This window comes from Actinacidiphila acididurans, from assembly GCF_016918855.1.
GTDB classification, from domain to species: domain Bacteria; phylum Actinomycetota; class Actinomycetes; order Streptomycetales; family Streptomycetaceae; genus Actinacidiphila; species Actinacidiphila acididurans.
The window spans coordinates 411,964-430,248 of record NZ_JADKYB010000003.1; the positions used below are offsets into that span (position 1 = coordinate 411,964).

Below are 18,285 nucleotides of genomic sequence, written 5' to 3' on the forward strand. Positions count from 1 at the left end.
CGGTTGCGTCCGACCGTTGCTTCGACGCGACGACCGCAGCGCGCTGCCTGCGGGCGCCGGGGTGATGCGCGCCGCCCTCGGCCCGACCGCCCCCGGCCCGCTCGTCCGTCGCGCGACCCACCGCTGCGCACCGCACCGGGCCAGGTCGCCCGAGGGCGCGGTCGCGACGGGCTTCGATACGGTTGCCGGTGCGGCATACGTGAGCCCGCCCGGCGCGGCGTGTTCAGCGGCATGGTCAAAGGGCGAGCGGACCGGTGCCGCGCCCGAGGGAGCCGAGGTGAGGTCGCCCATGGACTGCTCAGCCGATCGGTCCGGTGAGGGCCGTACGAACCGTCCGTTCGCCGGGCGGGCCGGCCGGTGAGCGCGGGGCCCCCGGAGGTGCCCGCGCGGGGTGCGGAGGCGGACCGGTTGCGCGTCCTCTTCCGGTTCTTCGCCGCGACCCAGTGCCGCGGGCGCTCCGCGGTGTACGAGGCGCTGAGCGAGTCGGTCGCCGGTGACGACGCTCTGCTCGGCCTGCTCCTCGACACGCCCGGCGACCAGCGACGCCCGAGCCTGCTGTTCGCCGCGGTGAACCTGCTCCTCGCGGCACACCCCGGGGACGAACTGTCCGCGTACTACGCCATCCACGGCGGCCGGCGCACGCCCGACGAGCGCCTCGTGCCCGCCTTCGCGGCCTTCTGCGCCGACCACCGCGACGAACTGCTGCGGCTGCTGCGCGAGCGGTCGACCCAGACCAACGAGATCCGGCGGTGCGTCGCCCTGCGGCTGGCACTCGACCATGTGCGGCGTCGCTTGCCCGGACCGTTCGCCCTCGTCGAGGTCGGAGCCAGCGCCGGACTCAACCTGCTGTTCGACCACTACGGCTATCGCCTGAACGGGCGGCAGGACCCGGGGGCCGGCGCACCCGTCATCTCCTGCGAGGTCCGGGGCGACCCCAACGGTTTTGCCCTCGGTACGGCACCGCGGATCACCCGGCGCCTCGGCATCGACCGTAATCCGGTCGACCTGTCCGACCCCGACGCCAGGGCGTGGCTGGAGGCGTTCATCTGGCCCGAGCAGGTCGGCGAACTCGCCACCCTGCGAGCCGCGACCGACCTCGCGCTCGCGAGCGCGGAGCTCTCGGTGGTGCCGGGCGAGGCCACCACCGACACCGCGCGACTCATCGGCCAACTGCCGGGCAGCGAGCCCGTGGTCGTCTTCACCGCCTCACTGCTCAGCTACCTTGCCGCCGAGGCCCGCAGCGCCTTCGTCGCCCAGCTCCAGGAGGCAGCCGCCCACCGCCCGGTCGCCTGGGCCTTCGCGGAAGGGCCCGGCCTGCTGGCGACCGTCGGCCTGCACACCCCCGCCCTGAACGGCCCGCTCTCCCGCCGCAATTCCCTGTACGCGGTAGGCGTCAGCCTGCGCGGCCCCGGGCTCCGCGACGATCAACTGCTCGCCCTGGCCGACCCTTACCTGCGCTGGCTCGCCCCGGCCCGTACCAAAGCCGACGACTTCGCCTGGCTCCCCTCGGACGGGTGAGGCATCGCACCCTGATCACACCGCGTCCCGTCCCCTGCGGTGTTGTCACCGCTCGACGGTCCCTGCCCTGGCCCGGTAGAGGGACCGGGCCCGCGCGTTGTGCAAGCCCCGTTCGCCCCGCCCGGGATGATCGACCTCGGCGATCCGACGCCCGTACCCGTCCTCGCGCGGCAGGCTCCACGGCATCGCCCTGCTCCCCGACTGCGGCCCGCGGGTCGTCCACGGACATCCCGTGCCCGGTCGAGCCGAAAAGAAGGGTCCGTCGTGCCGCTGCACATCACCGCCGTTCAGGCCATGGAAATTCTCGATTCCCGGTCCCGGCCGACGCTGTCGGTCAGCGTCGGGCTCGCCGACGGGAACACCGCGCGTGCGGGCGTGCCCTCGGGCGCCTCAACAGGGTCGGGGGAGGCCCTGGAATTGCGTGACCATGATGCGTCACGGTACGGCGGGGCCGGGGTGCGGACCGCTGTCGGCCACGTCAACGGCGAGATCGCCGCCGCGCTGTGCGGCCGGGACTTCGCCGGTCTCTCAGCGCTGGACCAGGCCCTGATCGATCTCGACGGGACGCCGGACAAGTCCCGGCTCGGCGCGAACGCGATCGTGGGGGTTTCCATGGCCGCGGCCCGCGCCGCGGCCGGGCAGGCGGGCGTACCGCTCTGGCAGGGGCTGGCCACGGACGGCGCAACGGCACGGCTGCCGGTACCGCATTTCAACGTCCTCAACGGGGGCGCGCACGCGCCCAACCCGCTGGACTTCCAGGAGTTCATGATCGCTCCGCTGGGCGCGCCGGGCATTGCCGAAGCCGTACGCGCCGGGTCGGAGGTCTACGCGGCACTGCGTCGCCGCCTGGCGGAGGCCGGACACACCACGGGGCTGGGTGACGAGGGCGGCTTCGCCCCCGATCTGGCCGAACCGGAAGAAGCACTGCGCGTGATCGTCCAGGCCATCACCGACGCCGGATACGAGCCGGGTACGGGCGGCGTCGCCATCGCCCTGGACCCGGCGGCCAGCGAGTTCCGGCAGCCCGACGGAACCTACCGCGTGAACGGGCAGGTGCTGACCACCTCGGACATGATCACCCGCTATCGGCAGATCGTCGACGAGTTCCCGGTGTGGAGCATCGAGGACGGCCTGGGCGAGGACGACGACACCGGCTGGGCCGAACTCACCGGCGCGCTCGGCGAGCGCGTCCAGTTGGTCGGCGACGACAATTTCGTCACCAACCCCGCGATCATCACCCGGGCGGTCCAGGACGGTATCGCGAACGCCGCACTGATCAAACTCAACCAGATCGGCACCGTCACCGAGACCCTGCACGCCTTGGAGGTGTGCCGCAAGGCCGGATACGGGGCCATGGTCTCCCACCGCTCCGGCGAGACCGACGACACCTTCATCGCCGATCTGGCGGTCGCCTCCGGCTGCGGCCGGATCAAGTCCGGTGCCCCCGCCCGCGGCGAACGCGTCGCGAAGTACAACCGCCTGATGGAGATCGGGCACCGCCACCCGGATCTGCCCTACGGCCTGGGACGCTGACCGCCCATGACCCTCCCCACCGGCACCCGCACGCCCGGCTAGTGCGACGGGATCACCTTCACGAACGGCCCGGTCGTGCCCCAGGCGCCGCAGTTGAGGCCGCAGAAATAGGGGGCCTCGAAGGAGAGGAGGGCGGCGGCGCCGTCGGTGGCGGTCAGGCCGGAGTAGGAGACGGAGTCGCCGAAGGTGCCGCCCAGGGAAGCGATGGGGGTGAGGCCGCCGGGGGCGCCGGCGGCCACCACGGTGCGGGTGCAGCCGTAGCCGGGGTTTGCGGGATCGGGGCACGGCACGGGGTTCTCCCAGGCCGCGTACAGGTGGCCGGACCGGTCGTGCGTCATCGACAGGTTGACGGCGTCGGCCGAGGAGACCGTGGTGCGCGCGCCTGGCTGCCCGGAGGAGTCGACGACGGCCAGCACCACGCCGGCGGCGTCCAGGGCCAGGATGTCCGCGGTCCCGTCCGGTTCGGCCGCCAGCCCGCCGAAGGCGCACGCGTCCGTCGGGTCCAGGCCCAGGGCCGCGGTCACCGGCAGCGACCACACCTGGCCGCCCGGCCCGGTGCGCGTGATGTTCTGGTCGGCGCAGGAGGAGTCCGGGCCGCCCACGGTGGTGTAGGCGTCCGCGGGCCCGACGTCGCCGGCGGCGATGTTCGCCGGGACCGGCTGGGTCGCGACGAGTGCCAGCGTCACCGGGTCGAAGTACTCGATGTAGTTGGCGCCCCAGACGTCCTCGAGCGCGGTCAGGTACTGCGAGGAGGCGGTCCAGGACCAGGCGCCGCAGTCGGTGACGCCGGTCGCCGTGTTCAGCGTCGCTCCCGTCGGCGTCATCCGGACCAGCACGACATCGCACGATCCCCAGGCGTGCGGGCTGAGCGCCTCCACGTAGAGCGAGCCGTTGCCGTACGCGACATGGGACGGCCCGCGCATGTCGCCGTCCGGCGCGGTGCCGAACGAGTGCAGCCGGCCGGCCGAGGTCGCGCCGGGTTCGTAGGCGAGGACCTCGCCGCCCTCGGAGGAGTTGAACGCCCCGGTGGTGAGATACGCCGTGCCGTCGGTGCCGAATGCGACGCTGCCCACCGGCACCGGCAGGTCGAGCGCCTGGGCGGCGTCGGCGCCGGGAGTGCGCCACACCAGCCAGGTGTCGTTGCTGCCCCCTTCCGTGTACGTGGCCAGGAACCGGCCGCCGGGCGCGGGCAGTATCTGTGCCGGCGTCGCGTCGGCGGGCAGTGCGGACAGCGATCCGGCCGTGCCGAGCGGGGGCGCCGCCTCGGCGACGCTGATCGAGGCCGTCGCGGTGGTCCGGTCCCCGTAGGCGTCGGTGAACCCGACCTGGAAACCGTAGAACCCGGCGGCGGTCGGCCGGCCGGAGACGGTGTACCCGGCCAGGGCGAGCCCCGGGGGCAGGCTGCCGCCGACGACGGCCCACGTACCGGATCGATGGTCGGCCGTGGTCAGCATCGCCGCATAGGAGGCGCCCACCGAGCCGTCGGGCAGCGCCGTCGTCGTGATCACCGGAGGATCGGGCGGGTTGGGCACCGGTACGCCGCCGCCGGCGACGCACGCGTGTGCGACGGGCAGGTCGGCCTCGGCGCTGAAGCTCTGCGCCGTCCACTTCTTGACCCACAGGTCCAGGTACGCGTACAGGCTGACGCGCAGGAACGGCCCGATGTCCGCGCACACCTGCCGGTCGGAGCTCACCTTGGCGGTGGCCTTCAGCCCGCCGCCGGCCGAGATGCCGACGCCGATACGGTCCAGCAGCCCGAGCTGGATCGCGACCCCGCCGTACGCCTCCGCGGTCAGGTCGCCGGACGCGGCGAGGCTCACGGGATCGGCGGACTTGCCGTCGACGCGCCGCAGCGATCCGTCCGACTGGGTGATGAACCCGGTGACGTGGTAGCTGTGCTGCCGCACGGAGACCGTCCCCGATGCCGACAGCGAGAACGAGACGTCGGGGGAGAAGGACAGCACCGCTCCGGTGTCACCGAGGAAGAACAGCTTCTTGTGGGTGTTCTGCCACTCGGCCGACAGCTCGCACTCCGCCTTGGCCGCCTCGGAGGTCAGGTCGAAGCCGACCGTCTGCTCGTACTGCACGTACGCCTCGACGAACGGGGAGCTGACCAGGGAACCGAAGTCGGCCCGGTAGTGCGATGCGACGTTGTCGATCTCCAGGGTGACCGAGCCGCGCAGCGAGGCGGGCTCGCCGCCGGCGGTGCACTCGAACGCGGAGGCGCCGATCCGGCCGAAGTCGAATCCGCCGCTGCCGGCGGCGGTCAAGCTCTGTGCGGCGAGGCGCCGTTGCCGCGCGGACGGCGTCAGCGAAGGGGCCGCGCCGCCCAGCGGGCCGGTGTAGTCGACGCTCACGCCGTCGAAGGCGTCGTCGAGCGGCGCGGCCGTCACGGTGAGCACATGGGTCCCGCCGTCGGCGTCGTCGACCGCGGACACCGTACCGGCCAGGCCGCTCGGGTACGCGGCGGTGCCGGGCGGCAGGTAGTACCGCGCGCCAGCTGCGGGCACGACCGCGCCCGAGGCGAGTGTGACCTGCCACGGGGCGACGCCGGGGCCGGCAGCGTCCTGCTGCCCGCCGGTCACCGACACGACGTCGGCGGCGGCGCTGGAGCGGGTCGTGGCCGACGGGGTGTACGTCGCGGTGTTGGCGGGGTCCGGGGTGCTGAACTGGTACCGGTCCGGGGAGTTGACCGCGCTCGTCCCGGAGCCGGTCGTGACCCGTACGTCGACCGTGGCCGCGAACGCGGCCGGGGTCACCGCGTCGATACGCGTCGCCGACACGACGGTGAAGGACGCGGCGGGCGTACGGCCGAAGGCGACGGCGGTCGTCCCGGTCAGGTCGGTGCCGGTGATACGGACCGTCTGCCCGCCGGTGACCGGCCCGGTCCGGGACGACAGGGCGGTGACCGTCGGCGCGGGTGCCAGGTAGGTGTACCGGTCGGCGACGACAGACGCCGACCGCCCGAACGCGGACCGCACCCATACGTCGACCCGCCCGGCCGGCGCCTTGGGCGCGGTGACGGTCAGCGTCTTCGCCGAGGAGACGGTGACCTTCGTCCCCGGCAGGGAACCGAATCCGACCGACGAGACCTTCAGGAAATTCGTTCCGGTGACGGTGACTCGGGTACCGCCGGCGCTCGGTCCGGACGCGGGGGCGACCCTGGTGATGACCGGCGCCGACACGTAGGTGAACCGGTCGGCCTTGGTCACCGGACTCCAGCCGGCCGCCGTGTGCACCCGCACGTCCACCGCGCCCGCGGAGTGCTTGGGTGCGGTGACGGTCAGCTTCCGCGAGGAGGCGACGATGATGCGCGTGCCCCGTGCCGACCCGAAGGCCACCGCGTTCACGTGGGTGAACCCGGTACCGGTGACGGTGATCCGGCCACCCCCGGAGAGCGCCCCGTCGGCGGCCGACACCCCGCTGACCCTCGGAGGCGCGGTCGCGGCAACGGCTCTCGGGGCACTGCCGAGCCCGACCGCCACCACGGCGGTGGCGAACGCCACTCCGGCCGTGACAGCCCGCATCCCCCGTACTCCGAACACCGCGCACCCCCGGTCTGACCGCCCCCCGTTCACAGCCCTCTTTGGAGGTCCAGTGGCGATCGAGTGAAGGAAGTGTGCCACAAGCTCCCAGACCGGACACCGTATTCGCCCCACAACGGGCTTTGCACCCAAAGGCGTTGAGCGACCCGCGCGGCCGGTGCCGTCCCTGCCCGGGGAGGCGTCGATGTCCGGATTAGGCTCTGGGTCCATGACAGCTGCCCTGTTGACGTGCTGCGACCCGCTGCGGCCACGCCGTCCGGACCCGCACTTCGCGGCCGCGGCCGAGACGGCCAAGGACCTGGGCAGTGACGTCGCGCTCGTCGACCACGAAGCCCTGATGCAAGGACGCGCGCAAGAGGCCGTGGCCAGGGTGCCGCGCGGTCTCGGCCCGCTCTGGTACCGGGGCTGGATGCTGCCGAGCAGCCGCTACGCCGAACTGGCGAACGCGCTGGCCGAGCGCGGCAGCCCCCTTGCGACCGATGCCCTCCGGTACCGCAGAGCCCATGAACTGCCCGGCTGGTACGAGACGTTCGCGGCGGTGACACCCCGCAGCGTCTGGCTCCCGGCGGACCCGGGGGTGACCCTCCCGGCAGCGCGCCTGGCCGAGTCGGCAGCGCCCTTGGGCCCCGGACCGGTCGTCGTCAAGGATTACGTCAAGTCCCGCAAGCACGAATGGGACGAGGCGTGTTTCGTGCCCGACGTCGCCGACGCGGAGCGGCTGGCGGCCGTGGCCGGGCGCTTCGTGGAGTTGCAGGGGGACTTCCTCACCGGTGGAATCGTTCTGCGCGCTTTCGAGGACTTCACCGGCGACGAGGTCCGGGTGTGGTGGATCGACGGCGACCCGGTCCTGGTCACCGTGCACCCGGACGCCGGCACGGGCGCGGGTACGGCCGAGGCGTCCGTGCCGGGCCCGGAACTCGACCGTCTGGCACCGCTGGTGCGCGCCCTCGGCTGCCGATTCGTCACCACCGACCTGGCCCTGCGCTCCGACGGCGTCCGGCGGGTGGTGGAGGTCGGGGACGGCCAGGTCAGCGATCTGCCCGCTTCCGCGAACCAGCGGCATCTCCTGGAGCCCCTGCTGCACTCGGCGTCGAACTGACGCGTCGGGGTTGCTCCCGTTCTCACCCGTCCCTGGAGTCACTACATCATGTAGTAGCCTGGCCGGAGAGTGACGCCCGTCGACGGAGCCTGTCGACACCGTCCGCCCTCGCCTCGCCGCGGTCGTGTGTGGATCGTACGCCAAGTCCTTGCCGTACCCGCGCCGTTCGCCGCGGGGGCCTGGACCGCGGCGCTGCGTTCGCCCGACATGCGCCGCAGGGCGGGCCGGCCGGCCACGTACTCACTCTGGTCCTTGTACGTCCTCGTTCCGGTCAGCTCGTACGTGGCGGCCTGACCTCTGCCCCTCAGGAGCCCTCGTGATCCCCACCACGCCCCTTCTCGCCCGCTCCGACGCGTGGAGCGACGCGCGGCTGCTGTACGCGCTGGAGGAGGTCGTGGAACGCGAGCTCGACCGCCATCTCGGCGTCGCCAAGGAGTGGATGCCGCACGAGTACGTGCCGTGGAGCGACGGCCGGAACTTCGACGGGATGATGGGCGGCGAGGCGTGGCGGCAGGACCAGTCCAAGGTCTCCGAGGTCGGCCGGATATCGCTGGTGGTCAACCTGCTCACCGAGGACAACCTGCCCAGCTACCACCACGAGATCGCCACGATCTTCGGCCGTGACGGTGCCTGGGGCACCTGGGTGCACCGCTGGACCGCCGAGGAGGGCCGGCACGCGATCGTGATGCGCGACTACCTGCTGACCAGCCGCGCGGTCGACCCGTGCGAGCTGGAGCGGTTCCGGATGCAGCACATGTCCGACGGGTTCGAGCACGACCACCGGCACAGCATGCTGCACTCGGTGGCGTACGTGGCCTTCCAGGAACTGGCCACCCGGGTCTCGCACCGCAACACCGGCCGCGAGTCCGGCGATCCGGTGTGCGAGCGGATGCTGGCCAGGATCGCCACCGACGAGAACCTGCACATGGTCTTCTACCGCAACCTGCTGGCCGCGGCGCTCGACCTGGCCCCGGACCCGGCGCTGGCCGCCATCCGCGACGTCGTGACGGCCTTCCGGATGCCGGGGCACGGGATGCCGGGGTTCGAGCGGGCGGCGGCCCGGATCGCCATCGGCGGGATCTACAACCTGCGGATTCACCACGACGACGTGCTGCTCCCGGTGCTGCGCCACCTCAAGGTGCTGGAGCGCGGCGGCCTCGGCCACGAGGGGCTGCGGGCCCAGGAGGAACTGGGGCTGTTCATGGGCGGGCTGGACGACCAGGCCGTGCGCTTCGACGAGAGGCGCGCGGCCCTGCTCGCCCGCCGCGCGGCCCGGACCTGACGTGCAGGTCAGTGCGGGACGGCTGATTTTCCGCGCCTCGCAGTAGCGTGGCACGTCCGGCGAGGACCCCGCGGACGACAGGGGAGGAGATGCCGGGTGACGCCGAAGGACGGCCGGCAGGAGGCCCGGCGGCGCGGGCGGGGTGAGCCGGAAGGGGATGTGCTGGCCGCTTTGCGGGCGGCCGGCGGGCCGGTGACCGCGGCCGTGGTCCAGCAGAGCGTGACCGGCGCGGCCTACACGACGGTGCTGACGATCCTGACCCGGCTGTGCGACAAGGGCCTGGTGGCCCGCCGGCGGAGGGCCGCGGCCAGCTCCGCCCACGCCCCGCCGCAACGGGGCGACGGTGGCGTTCGCGGCCTTGATCACGGCCTGCTGCGTCAGCCTGGCCATCACGGCACACGACACGGAGCGGCTGTTCGAGGCCGCGATGCACGCTCACGCCACCGCCGCGCAGGTGCGTACACGCTGACGGATCGGGAGCCTGGTTCATTTCCCTCGTGAACCCGTGGTGGTGCCGCCCGCGGCCGGCCCGGTGACCAGTTCCCGCAGGTCGGACACGGTGTGGTCGGGGGCGGTCATCGTCCGCGGATAGGGCCCGCCGCCGCGGTTGACCCACGCGGTGCGCATTCCGGCCCGGGCCGCGCCGTCGATGTCCCACGGATGAACGGCGACCAGGAGGATCCGGGCCGGTTCGACCTCGAGCCTTTCCGCGGCCCAGTGGTACGCGGCACGAGCGGGCTTCCAGGCTCGCGGCTCGTCGACGTCGAGCAGCGCCTCGAAGTGCGGCAGCACGCCGGCGCGAGCCAGCAGGCGCTCGCCGGTCGTCCTCGAACCGTTGGTGAGAGTCGCCAGCCGCAGCCCGGCGGCGTGCAGGCCACGTATCGCGTCCGGGACATCCGGATGCACGTCGAGGTCGTTCACGGCGTCCAGGACCGCACGCACCGCCCGGTCCGGATCGCCCTGCCACCCGCGCCGCCCTGCAAGCAGCCCGCGCAACACGTCGTCGGCGACGTCGCCGAAGCTTGCCCAGCCCCCGGCGGCGGTCAGCGCGATGCCGTCGCGCAGCACACCGGCGAACCATGTCGCGGCCAGGTGCCCGGGAAGCCCGATTTCCTTGAACCGGCTGCGCAGCGGCGCCATGTCGCTGAGCGTCTCGTTCATGTCGAAGAGCACCAGCCGGACCAGGCCGTGGGTGCCGTCATCCTGGGGCGTCATAGGTCCTTGCCATGGCTTTCGGCGAGGCCCGGACGCGCCGGGAAGGTGTCCACGCGGACCGGCCACGACTCGCCCGGCCCGTACGGCGTGCGGATTCCCCACGGTTCGGCAGTACGGTCCGGCTGGGGCATGCGTCCTCCTCGTCCCCCCCGGGTGGCACTGTCCCACCTGCCCCGCTGCGGCCGGATCACACAGCACCCGGCGATACGGCGCGCTCTCAGCGGGGCCACGCGTCGTGCTCGGCCTCGGTCGCCTCCGGGGGCCGGTCCGGCACGCGCAGCACCAGAAGGGCGATGTCGTCCTCGTTCCTGGCGGATCGGACGCGCTGGAGGAGCTGATCGCAGAAACCCTCCAGCGGGCGGTGGACAAGGGCGGCGGCGTGCCGGCGCAAGCGCTCCAGGCCCTCGTCCAGGGGGCGGCCGGGGGCTTCCACCAGGCCGTCGGTGTAGAGCACCAGAGTGGACCGGGCCGGCAGGTCGACGGTGCCTTCGTTCCGGTCGGGCGACAAGCCCGTCCCCAGGAGCATGCCATGCGGCTTGTCGAGGAACCGGGCGCGCCCGGTGGCGTCGATCAGGAGCGGCGGAGGATGGCCCGCGTTGCTCCACCGCAGCCGCCAGCCGGCGGCAGCGCTGCCCTCCAGCCGGCCGAAGAGGACCGTGGCCATGGACACGTCAGTCACATGCATCACGGTGTCATCCAGCTGGCGGATGATCGCACCCGGCCCCTCGGGCTGGGTCCAGGCGTGTGCGCGCAGCATGTTGCGGAGTTGCGCCATGCCGGCCGCCGCGTCCAGATCGTGGCCCACCACATCACCGACGGCCAGGGCCAGGCTCCCGTCCCGAAGGGGGAACATGTCGTACCAATCGCCGCCCACCTGCGAGGCGTCGGGGGCCGACACGTACCGGACGGTCGCCTCGAGTCCGGGCAGGGTGGGCAGCTTGGGCAGGAGATGGTGCTGCATGGTCTCTGCGACGCGGCGCTGCCGCTGGAACAGCCGGGCGTTCTCCAGGGCGATGCCCGCCCGGCGGGTGATGTCGTCGAGCAGCGCGATGTCGTCGTTGGTGAAGCGGGCGCTGCGCTCGGCCCGGCCCAGCGTGAGCGCGCCCAGGGTCTCCCGTGGCCCCCGGATGGGCGCGACGATCGCGGAGTGCATTCCGGTGGACTTGAACAGCCGGCGCTGCTCGACCGCGAGACCGGAGTCCAGCCGCCCCTCGTACGTGGCCGGAGTCGCCACCGTGGAGACCGCCGCCCGCAAGGCCCGTGGCAGCGGCAGCAGGGAATCCTGCGGTATCGGGGGCAGTGGCCCGCACAGCTCTTCGCGGTCCGTCAGGGCGCCGTCCTCGTAGTGCACCACCCTGGTCCGCCACACCTCCTCGTTCTCGGCCACGAGGTCGACGACCACCCAGTCGGCGAGCCTGGGCAGCACGAGGCGGATCAGCCGGCGCAGTGCTTCCTGGGAATCGAGCGTCGATGTCAGGCGGGTGGTGGTCTCCGCCAGCAGCGCGAGGCGCTCCACCTCCGACAACGGCGCTGTGGCGGGATCCACTTCTCTCGTGGCGGTCTCCGCCGCGGTGCGCTGGTGGAAGACCACGACCGCACCGGTTGTCTCCTCGCCGACCCGGAAGGGCGTGACGAGGGACGAGACCGGAAGCAGGGAGCCGTCGCCGCGCTCGGCCCAGGCATCGACCTGGGACGTCGTGCGGTCGGCGAACATGGCGCGGATCACCGGGCACGCGGAGCGCGGCGCCGGCCTTCCCGCACTGTCCCGGTGCAGCAGGTCATGGGCGTCCTGCCCGAGCAGGTCGACGGCGTGACGGGCCAGAAGTCGTTCAGCCCGCCGGTTCACCGCGACAATCAGTCCCTGCTCGTTGACGGCGTACACCCCGGCATCGACGGACTCCAGAACGGTGGCGAGCAGGTTCTCGTACCGATCCGGTGCCTTGTGCCCGACAACATGCGGATCGGCCATGCCCAGCACCTCCTGTCCACGCTTGTGCCCTGCTTGATCCTCTCCACGCGCCGCGGATCGCACGGCTCGTGCTCGGCAGCAGGACGCACTGGGCCCGTGGGCGGGCTGGCCGGCCGCAGGCTGCCGCGTCGCCGTTCACGTGTGTCCCCGGGCCGTCAGAGCGCGCGAAGCAGCCAGGTCAGTCCCAGGTCGCGGGCGGTCAGGCCGGCCATCTCGCGGAGCTCGTCGGCCTCGGCTCCGGGAGGCAGCTCACCGCCGAGGGTGAGGGCGGCCGCGGCGGTCTGTGGACGGGCGCCGAGGGCTGCCCGCAGGTGGTAGGAGCGGCGCAGGTGGGTGATGCCCTGCTCCCGGTCCTGTGCCAGGAGGTGGCCGCCGATGTGGCGTACGGCGTAGGACTCCAGGAGCGCGTCACCCCGTTCCCGGGCGTGCTCCAGTGCCTGCCGGTAGGCCGATCCGGCCGCGCCGGGGTCCCCGTCCATGTTGTCGGCGAGGACGCCGAGCCAGAAGGTGGCCCAGCCGGCCAGTCGCGCGTCGGCCGCGGCAGTGGCGAAGCCCTCGCGGGCCCGCGGGAGGTCGTCTGGGAGCGGGCTCAGCCCGAAGAGCTGCCGGGTGTAGCGGATTTGTGCGTCGAGGTACCCGGCGAGGACCGGTTCGGACGGGAGGAGCCGGCTGACGGCCTGCTCGGCCGCCCGGGAGTCGTCCAGTCGCCAGAAGAAGCTGTCCACCAGGATCTCGGCCCGTTCCGCCACGGCGTCGGCCGGCAGGGCGTGCAGTGCCTCGTCCCACCGGCCCGCGCGGTGCAGCATTCGCGCGGCGGCCGTTCCGCCGCGCATCATGTAGGTGGCATCCATAGTCATGATGCCTACTCTTCAGGTGGGCGAGGTAGGTGGTCAAGTGCGTTACGTCGACTACATCGGGAATCTGACCCGCATCGCGGTCGAGATCGTCAACGGCGACGATCCCAGTGAGCTGCGCCGGGAGATGTTCCGTCAGCACCGGATCGCCGAGCCGGACACCGAGCGGCTCTCCGCGTTCCTGCCCGGGCTGCGCGACGCGGTGGAGGCAGCCTCCCGTTCCGGGCCGATCGGCCCCGTCAACGCCCTGCTCGCACAACACCCACCGCTGATCCACGTCGACGACCACGACGGCGAGGGCTCACCGCACCTGCACTTCGCCGCGAACGGCGAGGACGCCGTGAGCTGGCTCGGGCGCAGCTGCTCCGCAGCACTGGCGCACGTCGTCTGCGGCGACCCGGCCGTGACCATCGGCCGCTGCAGCGCGATCGGCTGCGAACGCTTCTACGTCGACGACTCCCGCAACCGCACCCGCCGCTTCTGCTCCAACGCCTGCGCCAGCCGCACCACGGTCGCCGCCTACCGCGCCCGCCGCAAGGAGACGGGCTGACCACGGGCAGCCGGCGTTCACCGACCACCGGGACCGTCGTCGGCAGCGGGGTTGCGCGAAAGGAAGGCAGGGCGGTCGCCCTGGCCATGGACGACGGTCCGGACCCCGAGTGGACACCGCAGGCCGTATCCCGCACCGAAATCCGTGCGTGCCCCGCTCAGCGCCGGTGCGCTCCGGCGAAAGGGTGCGTCATGCGCCCGGACTGAGCCAGCTGTCGATTCCTCCTCGCCGTAGCTGTTCGCGCAGGCGCGCACCATCCGCGGCGGGCGGTTGTCCGTAGAGGTGGCGGTAATCGCGGGAGAAGTGAGGGGCGCTTCGGTAGCCGACCGCGGAGGCGGCCTGCGCTGCGGACTCCCCGAGGACGACCATACGGTGACGGGCCTCGCCGAGGCGAAGACGCTTGAGGTACTGCATGGGCGTCATGGAAGTCGCTTCCTTGAAGCGTCTGAACAGCGTCGGCTGGCTGGTGCGGACCTCGGCGGCAAGCGCACTCATCGACCACGGCTCAGCCATCCGGTCGGTGAGAAGGCCCACGGCGCGCGGCACGACGGGGTCGCCCTCGTCGACCGCGGCAAGGACGCGGGGTGCTTGATCGGTCTGCAGGAGGCGCAGCACGATCTCCCGTGCGATCAGGGGGCCGAGAAAGGGGATGTGCTCGGGCTCGTCGAGCAGGCCGATCAGGCGGGCGAATGCGTCGGCCAGGGCGGGTGACCAGGTGCCGAGCCGGTCGATCTCCGAGAACGGCCGGTCGTTGCGCGGCATTGCGGCGGCGACCTCGGCGACGAGGGTCGGAGCGAGCTGCCATATGGCAGCCAGGAAGCCGCGCTGCGGGTCCGTTTCGACGACACCCGCGACGACAGGGATGTCGACCGGCGTGATGATGAACCGGTCACGGCCCCAGACCTGGTCGTCGTCGCCGACGATCGAGCGCTTGCGTCCCGCGAGAACGACGGACAGGGAGGGGGTGTAGCGCTGGTACCCGACTTCGGTCGGGGCGGTGACGTGGCTGAGTCGCAGCCCGAGCGCCTCCGCCGGCGCCCGGTCCCGCGCACGCCGCGACACGACCTCGGCCGCTCGGTCGAGGCTCTGTGCAGTCGCCTGTTCCATACCGTCATCCAACCTCATCCCCGCTGGTCGCACCGTGGGACAGGATCTGGCAAGGGGTTGATCGTGCCGGGCAAGCCGCAGGGCGGCCCGCGGCACGAGGATCGAGGCATGCGAACGAATGAAGAGCTCCTGGCCTCTCTCACCCCCGACACCGTGCTTGCCGGACGTACCGCGCTGGTCACCGGGTCGTCGGCCGGAATCGGTGAGGCGGTCGCCCGGGTCCTTGCCGCTTCGGGTGCCGAGGTCGTCGTCAGCGGACGGGACGCCGGCCGAGTGCAAGGCGTAGTGGACGCGATCGTCAAGGCCGGCGGGCGGGCGCACGCGCTCACCGCGGACCTCGGCGCCGAACCGGCCGGCATCCGTGCTTTCGCTCAGCGGGCCGAGGACGCACTCGGCGGAACCGTCGACATCCTCGTCAACAACGCGGGCGTGTATCCGGGCACGCTCACCGAGACGGTCACCGATGACGAGATGCAGGCGCTCTGGGCGACCAACATCCGTGCCCCGCACGTCCTCGTCGCCGGCCTCGCGCCGCGTATGGCCGAGCGCGGATCCGGTGTCATCGTGAACATCGGCTCGTGGATGGCCAGGGTGGGCGTCCCCTACAAGGCTCTGTACCCGGCGACCAAGGCGGCTGTGGAGCAGCTGACCCGGGCCTGGGCAGCGGAGTACGGTACGCGCGGTGTCCGCGTGAACACGGTCGCACCGGGAGCGACTGCCACCCGGGGCAATGCGGCGTTCGCGGATCAGCTTGCCGAGATGACGAAGGGCACTCCCGCGGGCTCTCCCGTACGCCCCATCGACATCGCGTACGCGGTCCGCTTCCTCGCCTCCGACGAGGCGCCGTTCATCCACGGGGCAACGCTCGACGTGGACGGCGGGATCGCGGCCACCCGCCTGCGCTGACCGGAGCCGAAGCGATGCGATGACGACCACTTGACGCCCCTGGCGCGGGCGCGTGGCGTGCTCAGTCCGACGTCGTCCACCGGACCGGCAGCTTGTGCGGGCCGCGGATGAGCATGCCGTGACGCCAGGTCAGGGCGGCCGGGTGGGCGTCGAGGGCGAGGTCGGGGCAGCGTTCCAGGAGGGCGCGGATCGCGATACGGGCCTCCAGGCGGGCGAGCGGCGCGCCGAGGCAGTAGTGGATGCCGTGGCCGAAGGCGATATGGCCGTTGGCGGGTCGCCGGACGTCGAAGCGGCCGGGGTCGGGGAAGCGTGCGGGGTCGCGGTCCGCGTCCGCCAGGGCCACGAGGACCAGCTCACCGCTGGGGATGACCGTAGTGCCGATCCGGACCGGCTCGGTGGTGAACCGGAAGGTGGGCGTCTCGACCGGCCCGTCGTAGCGCAGCATCTCCTCGACGGCGTTGTCCATGAGCGTCATGTCCTCGCGGAGTGCCGCGAGTTGGCGGGGATGGGTCAGCAGGGCCAGTACGCCGTTGGAGATCAGATTCACCGTGGTCTCGTGCCCCGCGACCAGCAGCAGCCAGGCGGTGCCCCGCAACTCGTCCGCGGACAGCCGGGCGCCGTCCTCGTCGGTGGTGCGGATCAGGGCGCTCATCAGATCCTGGCCGGGAGCCAGGCGCTTGTGCTCCAGTAACTCGGCGAGATAAGCGGCCACTTCACGCGTCGCCGCCAGCCGCGCTCCCGGGTCGGGGTCGGTGAGGATCGTGCCGGTCCAGGCATGGAACGCGGCCCTGTCCAGCATCGGCACGCCCAGCAGCTCGCAGATCACCGAGATCGGCAGCGGGAACGAGAGCGCCTCGACCAGGTCGGCCCGCCCTTCCGGCAGCGCCACCATCGCGTCCAGCAACTGGTCGGTGATCTGCCGCACGCGCGGCGCGAGCTGTTCGATCCGGCGCGGAGTGAATTCGCGGACGACCAGTTTGCGCAGCCGTTCGTGGTCCGGAGGGTCGGAGTTGAGCATGTGCGGCCCCGCGGACGGGCTGGCGATCGGGAAGGAGGGAGAGGCGTTCTTCCACAGTTTGGACAACCGTGGATCCGTGAGCGCGGCCCGCCCGGCCTCGTACCCTACGACAAGCCACGCCTCCGCACCCTCCGGAATCCGCACCTTGTGCACCGGGCCGCGCTCCCGCAGCGCCGCGTACACCGGATACGGATCTCGGACGAAGTCCTCGCCCATCGCCACCAGATCGGTCACCTCGGCTGCTGCCATCGCCTGCTCCCTGCCCCGGTTCGTCCCGACGCTAGCAGCGGGCGGCGTTTCGAAGAAGGATGAATCCAGTCGAACCGGGCGGCGACGAGCTGTGCGCGTCCCAAGTGCCGAGGGCGGTGGTCGATGGAGAAAAGTGCGAATGGGACTGCACGCTCCGCGCCCTGCATCAAAGGGCGCGGAGCGTGTGAAGTGATTCAGTCGAATTCGAGGCGCGCGCTCATTCCCTGGAGTTTTGGGATCTGCGACTCGCGGGGGAGTCGGTCATGACCATTCTTGATACAGCCGCGCCTGGGATCGGTCTGCAGGCGAGAATGCGGGCTGGAGTGCGCGGCCAACATTTAATGGTGGACTTTTCGGGGAGGGTGAACCTTCACCTGCCGGCCGGCAACTCTACATTTCGTGCTCCCACCAGCCGCGCGTGTCGACGTCCGCGGCATCCGCCAGCGCCTCCAGCTCCGCGATCTCCTCGTCGGCGAGCTCGATGCCGCGAGCTCGGACCAGCCCGTCGATGTAACCCGCCTTCGTGACCCCGATGATCGGGGTGGTCCCCTTGGCGATGGCCCAGGCGGTGGCGACATCGGCGGCGGACGCGCCTCGGTCCTTGCCGATCACCCCCATCCGGTCCGTCAGCGCCTGCAACTGGGGCAGGATGCCGTTGTACGCGCCCGCCCGGCTGCTCCCCTCCGGCAACGGATTCGCCGGGCTGTACCTGCCGGTCAGCGCTCCTTGCTCGAGGACCATGTAGGAGAAGAACCGCACGTCGTGCTCGCGGCAGTGGTCGAGGATGCCCGCGCGCTGAGAGCTCCGGTACAGGAGGCTGTAGTGGTTCTGGACCGCCTCCACGCGGAAGCCGGCCTCGCCGAGGATCTGATCGGCAAGGGCGATCTCCTCCATGTTGTGGTTCGAGACGCCGACATGCTTGATTTTGCCGCTCTTGAGCAGCGGGATCAGAGGCGGCGTCCATCGTGCCACGTCGGCAGGATTGTGGATCCAGAAGAGATCCACATAGTCCGTATTCATTCGGTCGAGGCTCTGCTCCAGCATGTCCGCGACCGGATCGTCGCCGTCGCCCGCGAGCTGCGGGGTGAACTTCGTCGACAGCTGGTACTCGCTGCGGTGATAGCCCGTCAGTGCCTGGGCGAGGACAGTCTCCGAGCGGCCCATGCCGTACGCCACGGCGGTGTCCCACAAGGTGAACCCGTTCGACTGCGCCTTCTCGACGACCTCTCGCAGGCCGGACTCGCTCAGCTGACTGCCGAAGTAGCCGTCGCCTGCCTCGCCGCTGTCTCCCCAGGCCCATGTGCCCAACGCCACCGCCGGCACAGTCAGCGCCTTGCTCGTCATGTCTTACCTCTGCTGTTCGTTCTTGGGATCGTGTCGGAACGTTTCGCATCCCAGCAGACCGCGATCGCCGCCACCGGAGAAGGTCGCGTCTATGGG

At 71.8% G+C, this 18,285-nt stretch carries 14 protein-coding genes; 7 read left to right on the forward strand and 7 right to left on the reverse strand.

Going from position 1 to position 18,285, the window contains the following annotated elements:
- Window positions 1–408 precede the first annotated feature (408 nt).
- Window positions 409–1,518, forward strand: coding sequence for a DUF2332 domain-containing protein (locus ITX44_RS07220; protein WP_205356181.1), 1,110 nt, complete (start codon window positions 409–411; stop codon window positions 1,516–1,518).
- Window positions 1,519–1,782: 264 nt separating this feature from the next.
- A complete protein-coding gene (eno, locus tag ITX44_RS07225) occupies window positions 1,783–3,051 on the forward strand; it encodes a phosphopyruvate hydratase (RefSeq protein WP_307795138.1) in 1,269 nt (422 codons plus the stop codon).
- 38 nt (window positions 3,052–3,089) lie between these two features.
- Here the strand turns inward: eno and ITX44_RS42105 are convergent, their stop codons facing one another.
- A complete protein-coding gene (locus ITX44_RS42105) occupies window positions 3,090–6,578 on the reverse strand; it encodes an IPT/TIG domain-containing protein (protein ID WP_205356182.1) in 3,489 nt (1,162 codons plus the stop codon).
- A 226-nt stretch (window positions 6,579–6,804) separates the two neighbouring features.
- Between ITX44_RS42105 and ITX44_RS07235 the strand changes: the two genes are divergently transcribed.
- From ITX44_RS07235 to ITX44_RS07245, 3 genes are all read left to right on the forward strand, one after another.
- Window positions 6,805–7,695, forward strand: coding sequence for an ATP-grasp domain-containing protein (locus ITX44_RS07235; RefSeq protein ID WP_205356183.1), 891 nt, complete (start codon window positions 6,805–6,807; stop codon window positions 7,693–7,695).
- A 316-nt stretch (window positions 7,696–8,011) separates the two neighbouring features.
- Window positions 8,012–8,977: an acyl-ACP desaturase gene (locus ITX44_RS07240; protein WP_205356184.1), complete on the forward strand. Its 966-nt coding sequence runs from the start codon at window positions 8,012–8,014 to the stop codon at window positions 8,975–8,977.
- A 96-nt stretch (window positions 8,978–9,073) separates the two neighbouring features.
- Window positions 9,074–9,478, forward strand: coding sequence for a BlaI/MecI/CopY family transcriptional regulator (locus ITX44_RS07245; protein WP_205356185.1), 405 nt, complete (start codon window positions 9,074–9,076; stop codon window positions 9,476–9,478).
- Here ITX44_RS07245 and ITX44_RS07250 read toward each other — a convergent pair.
- From ITX44_RS07250 to ITX44_RS07260, 3 genes are all read right to left on the reverse strand, one after another.
- Window positions 9,464–10,192 carry a haloacid dehalogenase type II gene (locus tag ITX44_RS07250; protein WP_205356186.1) on the reverse strand — a complete coding sequence of 243 codons (729 nt, stop codon included), beginning with the start codon at window positions 10,190–10,192 and terminating at the stop codon, window positions 9,464–9,466. The genes ITX44_RS07245 and ITX44_RS07250 overlap by 15 nt on opposite strands.
- Before the next feature lie 217 nt (window positions 10,193–10,409).
- Window positions 10,410–12,161: a SpoIIE family protein phosphatase gene (locus tag ITX44_RS07255; RefSeq protein ID WP_205356187.1), complete on the reverse strand. Its 1,752-nt coding sequence runs from the start codon at window positions 12,159–12,161 to the stop codon at window positions 10,410–10,412.
- A gap of 155 nt (window positions 12,162–12,316) precedes the next feature.
- Entirely contained in the window at window positions 12,317–13,018 is a 702-nt protein-coding gene (locus ITX44_RS07260) for a hypothetical protein (protein ID WP_205356188.1), read from the reverse strand.
- A gap of 37 nt (window positions 13,019–13,055) precedes the next feature.
- Between ITX44_RS07260 and ITX44_RS07265 the strand changes: the two genes are divergently transcribed.
- Window positions 13,056–13,565: a CGNR zinc finger domain-containing protein gene (locus ITX44_RS07265; RefSeq protein ID WP_307795139.1), complete on the forward strand. Its 510-nt coding sequence runs from the start codon at window positions 13,056–13,058 to the stop codon at window positions 13,563–13,565.
- 189 nt (window positions 13,566–13,754) lie between these two features.
- On the opposite strand, the gene ITX44_RS07270 is transcribed toward ITX44_RS07265, so the two are convergent.
- Window positions 13,755–14,672, reverse strand: a complete 918-nt coding sequence (locus tag ITX44_RS07270; protein ID WP_205356190.1) for an AraC family transcriptional regulator — start codon at window positions 14,670–14,672, stop codon at window positions 13,755–13,757.
- A 108-nt stretch (window positions 14,673–14,780) separates the two neighbouring features.
- Between ITX44_RS07270 and ITX44_RS07275 the strand changes: the two genes are divergently transcribed.
- Window positions 14,781–15,578: an SDR family NAD(P)-dependent oxidoreductase gene (locus ITX44_RS07275; RefSeq protein WP_205356191.1), complete on the forward strand. Its 798-nt coding sequence runs from the start codon at window positions 14,781–14,783 to the stop codon at window positions 15,576–15,578.
- Window positions 15,579–15,639: 61 nt separating this feature from the next.
- On the opposite strand, the gene ITX44_RS07280 is transcribed toward ITX44_RS07275, so the two are convergent.
- Complete coding sequence (locus tag ITX44_RS07280; RefSeq protein ID WP_205356192.1) at window positions 15,640–16,845, reverse strand: cytochrome P450 family protein; 1,206 nt, start codon at window positions 16,843–16,845, stop codon at window positions 15,640–15,642.
- Between the two features lie 390 nt (window positions 16,846–17,235).
- Window positions 17,236–18,189, reverse strand: a complete 954-nt coding sequence (locus tag ITX44_RS07285) for an aldo/keto reductase (protein ID WP_205356193.1) — start codon at window positions 18,187–18,189, stop codon at window positions 17,236–17,238.
- Between the last annotated feature and the right edge of the window lie 96 nt (window positions 18,190–18,285).

What these genes read in the sequence shown, in the direction of transcription:
- ITX44_RS07250 (WP_205356186.1), bottom strand. Translation starts at nt 10,192, where the DNA reads ATGACGCCCCAGGATGACGGCACCCACGGCCTGGTCCGGCTGGTGCTC.
- ITX44_RS07285 (WP_205356193.1), bottom strand. Translation starts at nt 18,189, where the DNA reads ATGACGAGCAAGGCGCTGACTGTGCCGGCGGTGGCGTTGGGCACATGG.
- ITX44_RS07270 (WP_205356190.1), bottom strand. Translation starts at nt 14,672, where the DNA reads ATGGAACAGGCGACTGCACAGAGCCTCGACCGAGCGGCCGAGGTCGTG.
- ITX44_RS07275 (WP_205356191.1), top strand. Translation starts at nt 14,781, where the DNA reads ATGCGAACGAATGAAGAGCTCCTGGCCTCTCTCACCCCCGACACCGTG.
- ITX44_RS07255 (WP_205356187.1), bottom strand. Translation starts at nt 12,161, where the DNA reads ATGGCCGATCCGCATGTTGTCGGGCACAAGGCACCGGATCGGTACGAG.
- ITX44_RS07280 (WP_205356192.1), bottom strand. Translation starts at nt 16,845, where the DNA reads ATGGCAGCAGCCGAGGTGACCGATCTGGTGGCGATGGGCGAGGACTTC.
- ITX44_RS07235 (WP_205356183.1), top strand. Translation starts at nt 6,805, where the DNA reads ATGACAGCTGCCCTGTTGACGTGCTGCGACCCGCTGCGGCCACGCCGT.
- ITX44_RS07260 (WP_205356188.1), bottom strand. Translation starts at nt 13,018, where the DNA reads ATGACTATGGATGCCACCTACATGATGCGCGGCGGAACGGCCGCCGCG.
- ITX44_RS42105 (WP_205356182.1), bottom strand. Translation starts at nt 6,578, where the DNA reads ATGCGGGCTGTCACGGCCGGAGTGGCGTTCGCCACCGCCGTGGTGGCG.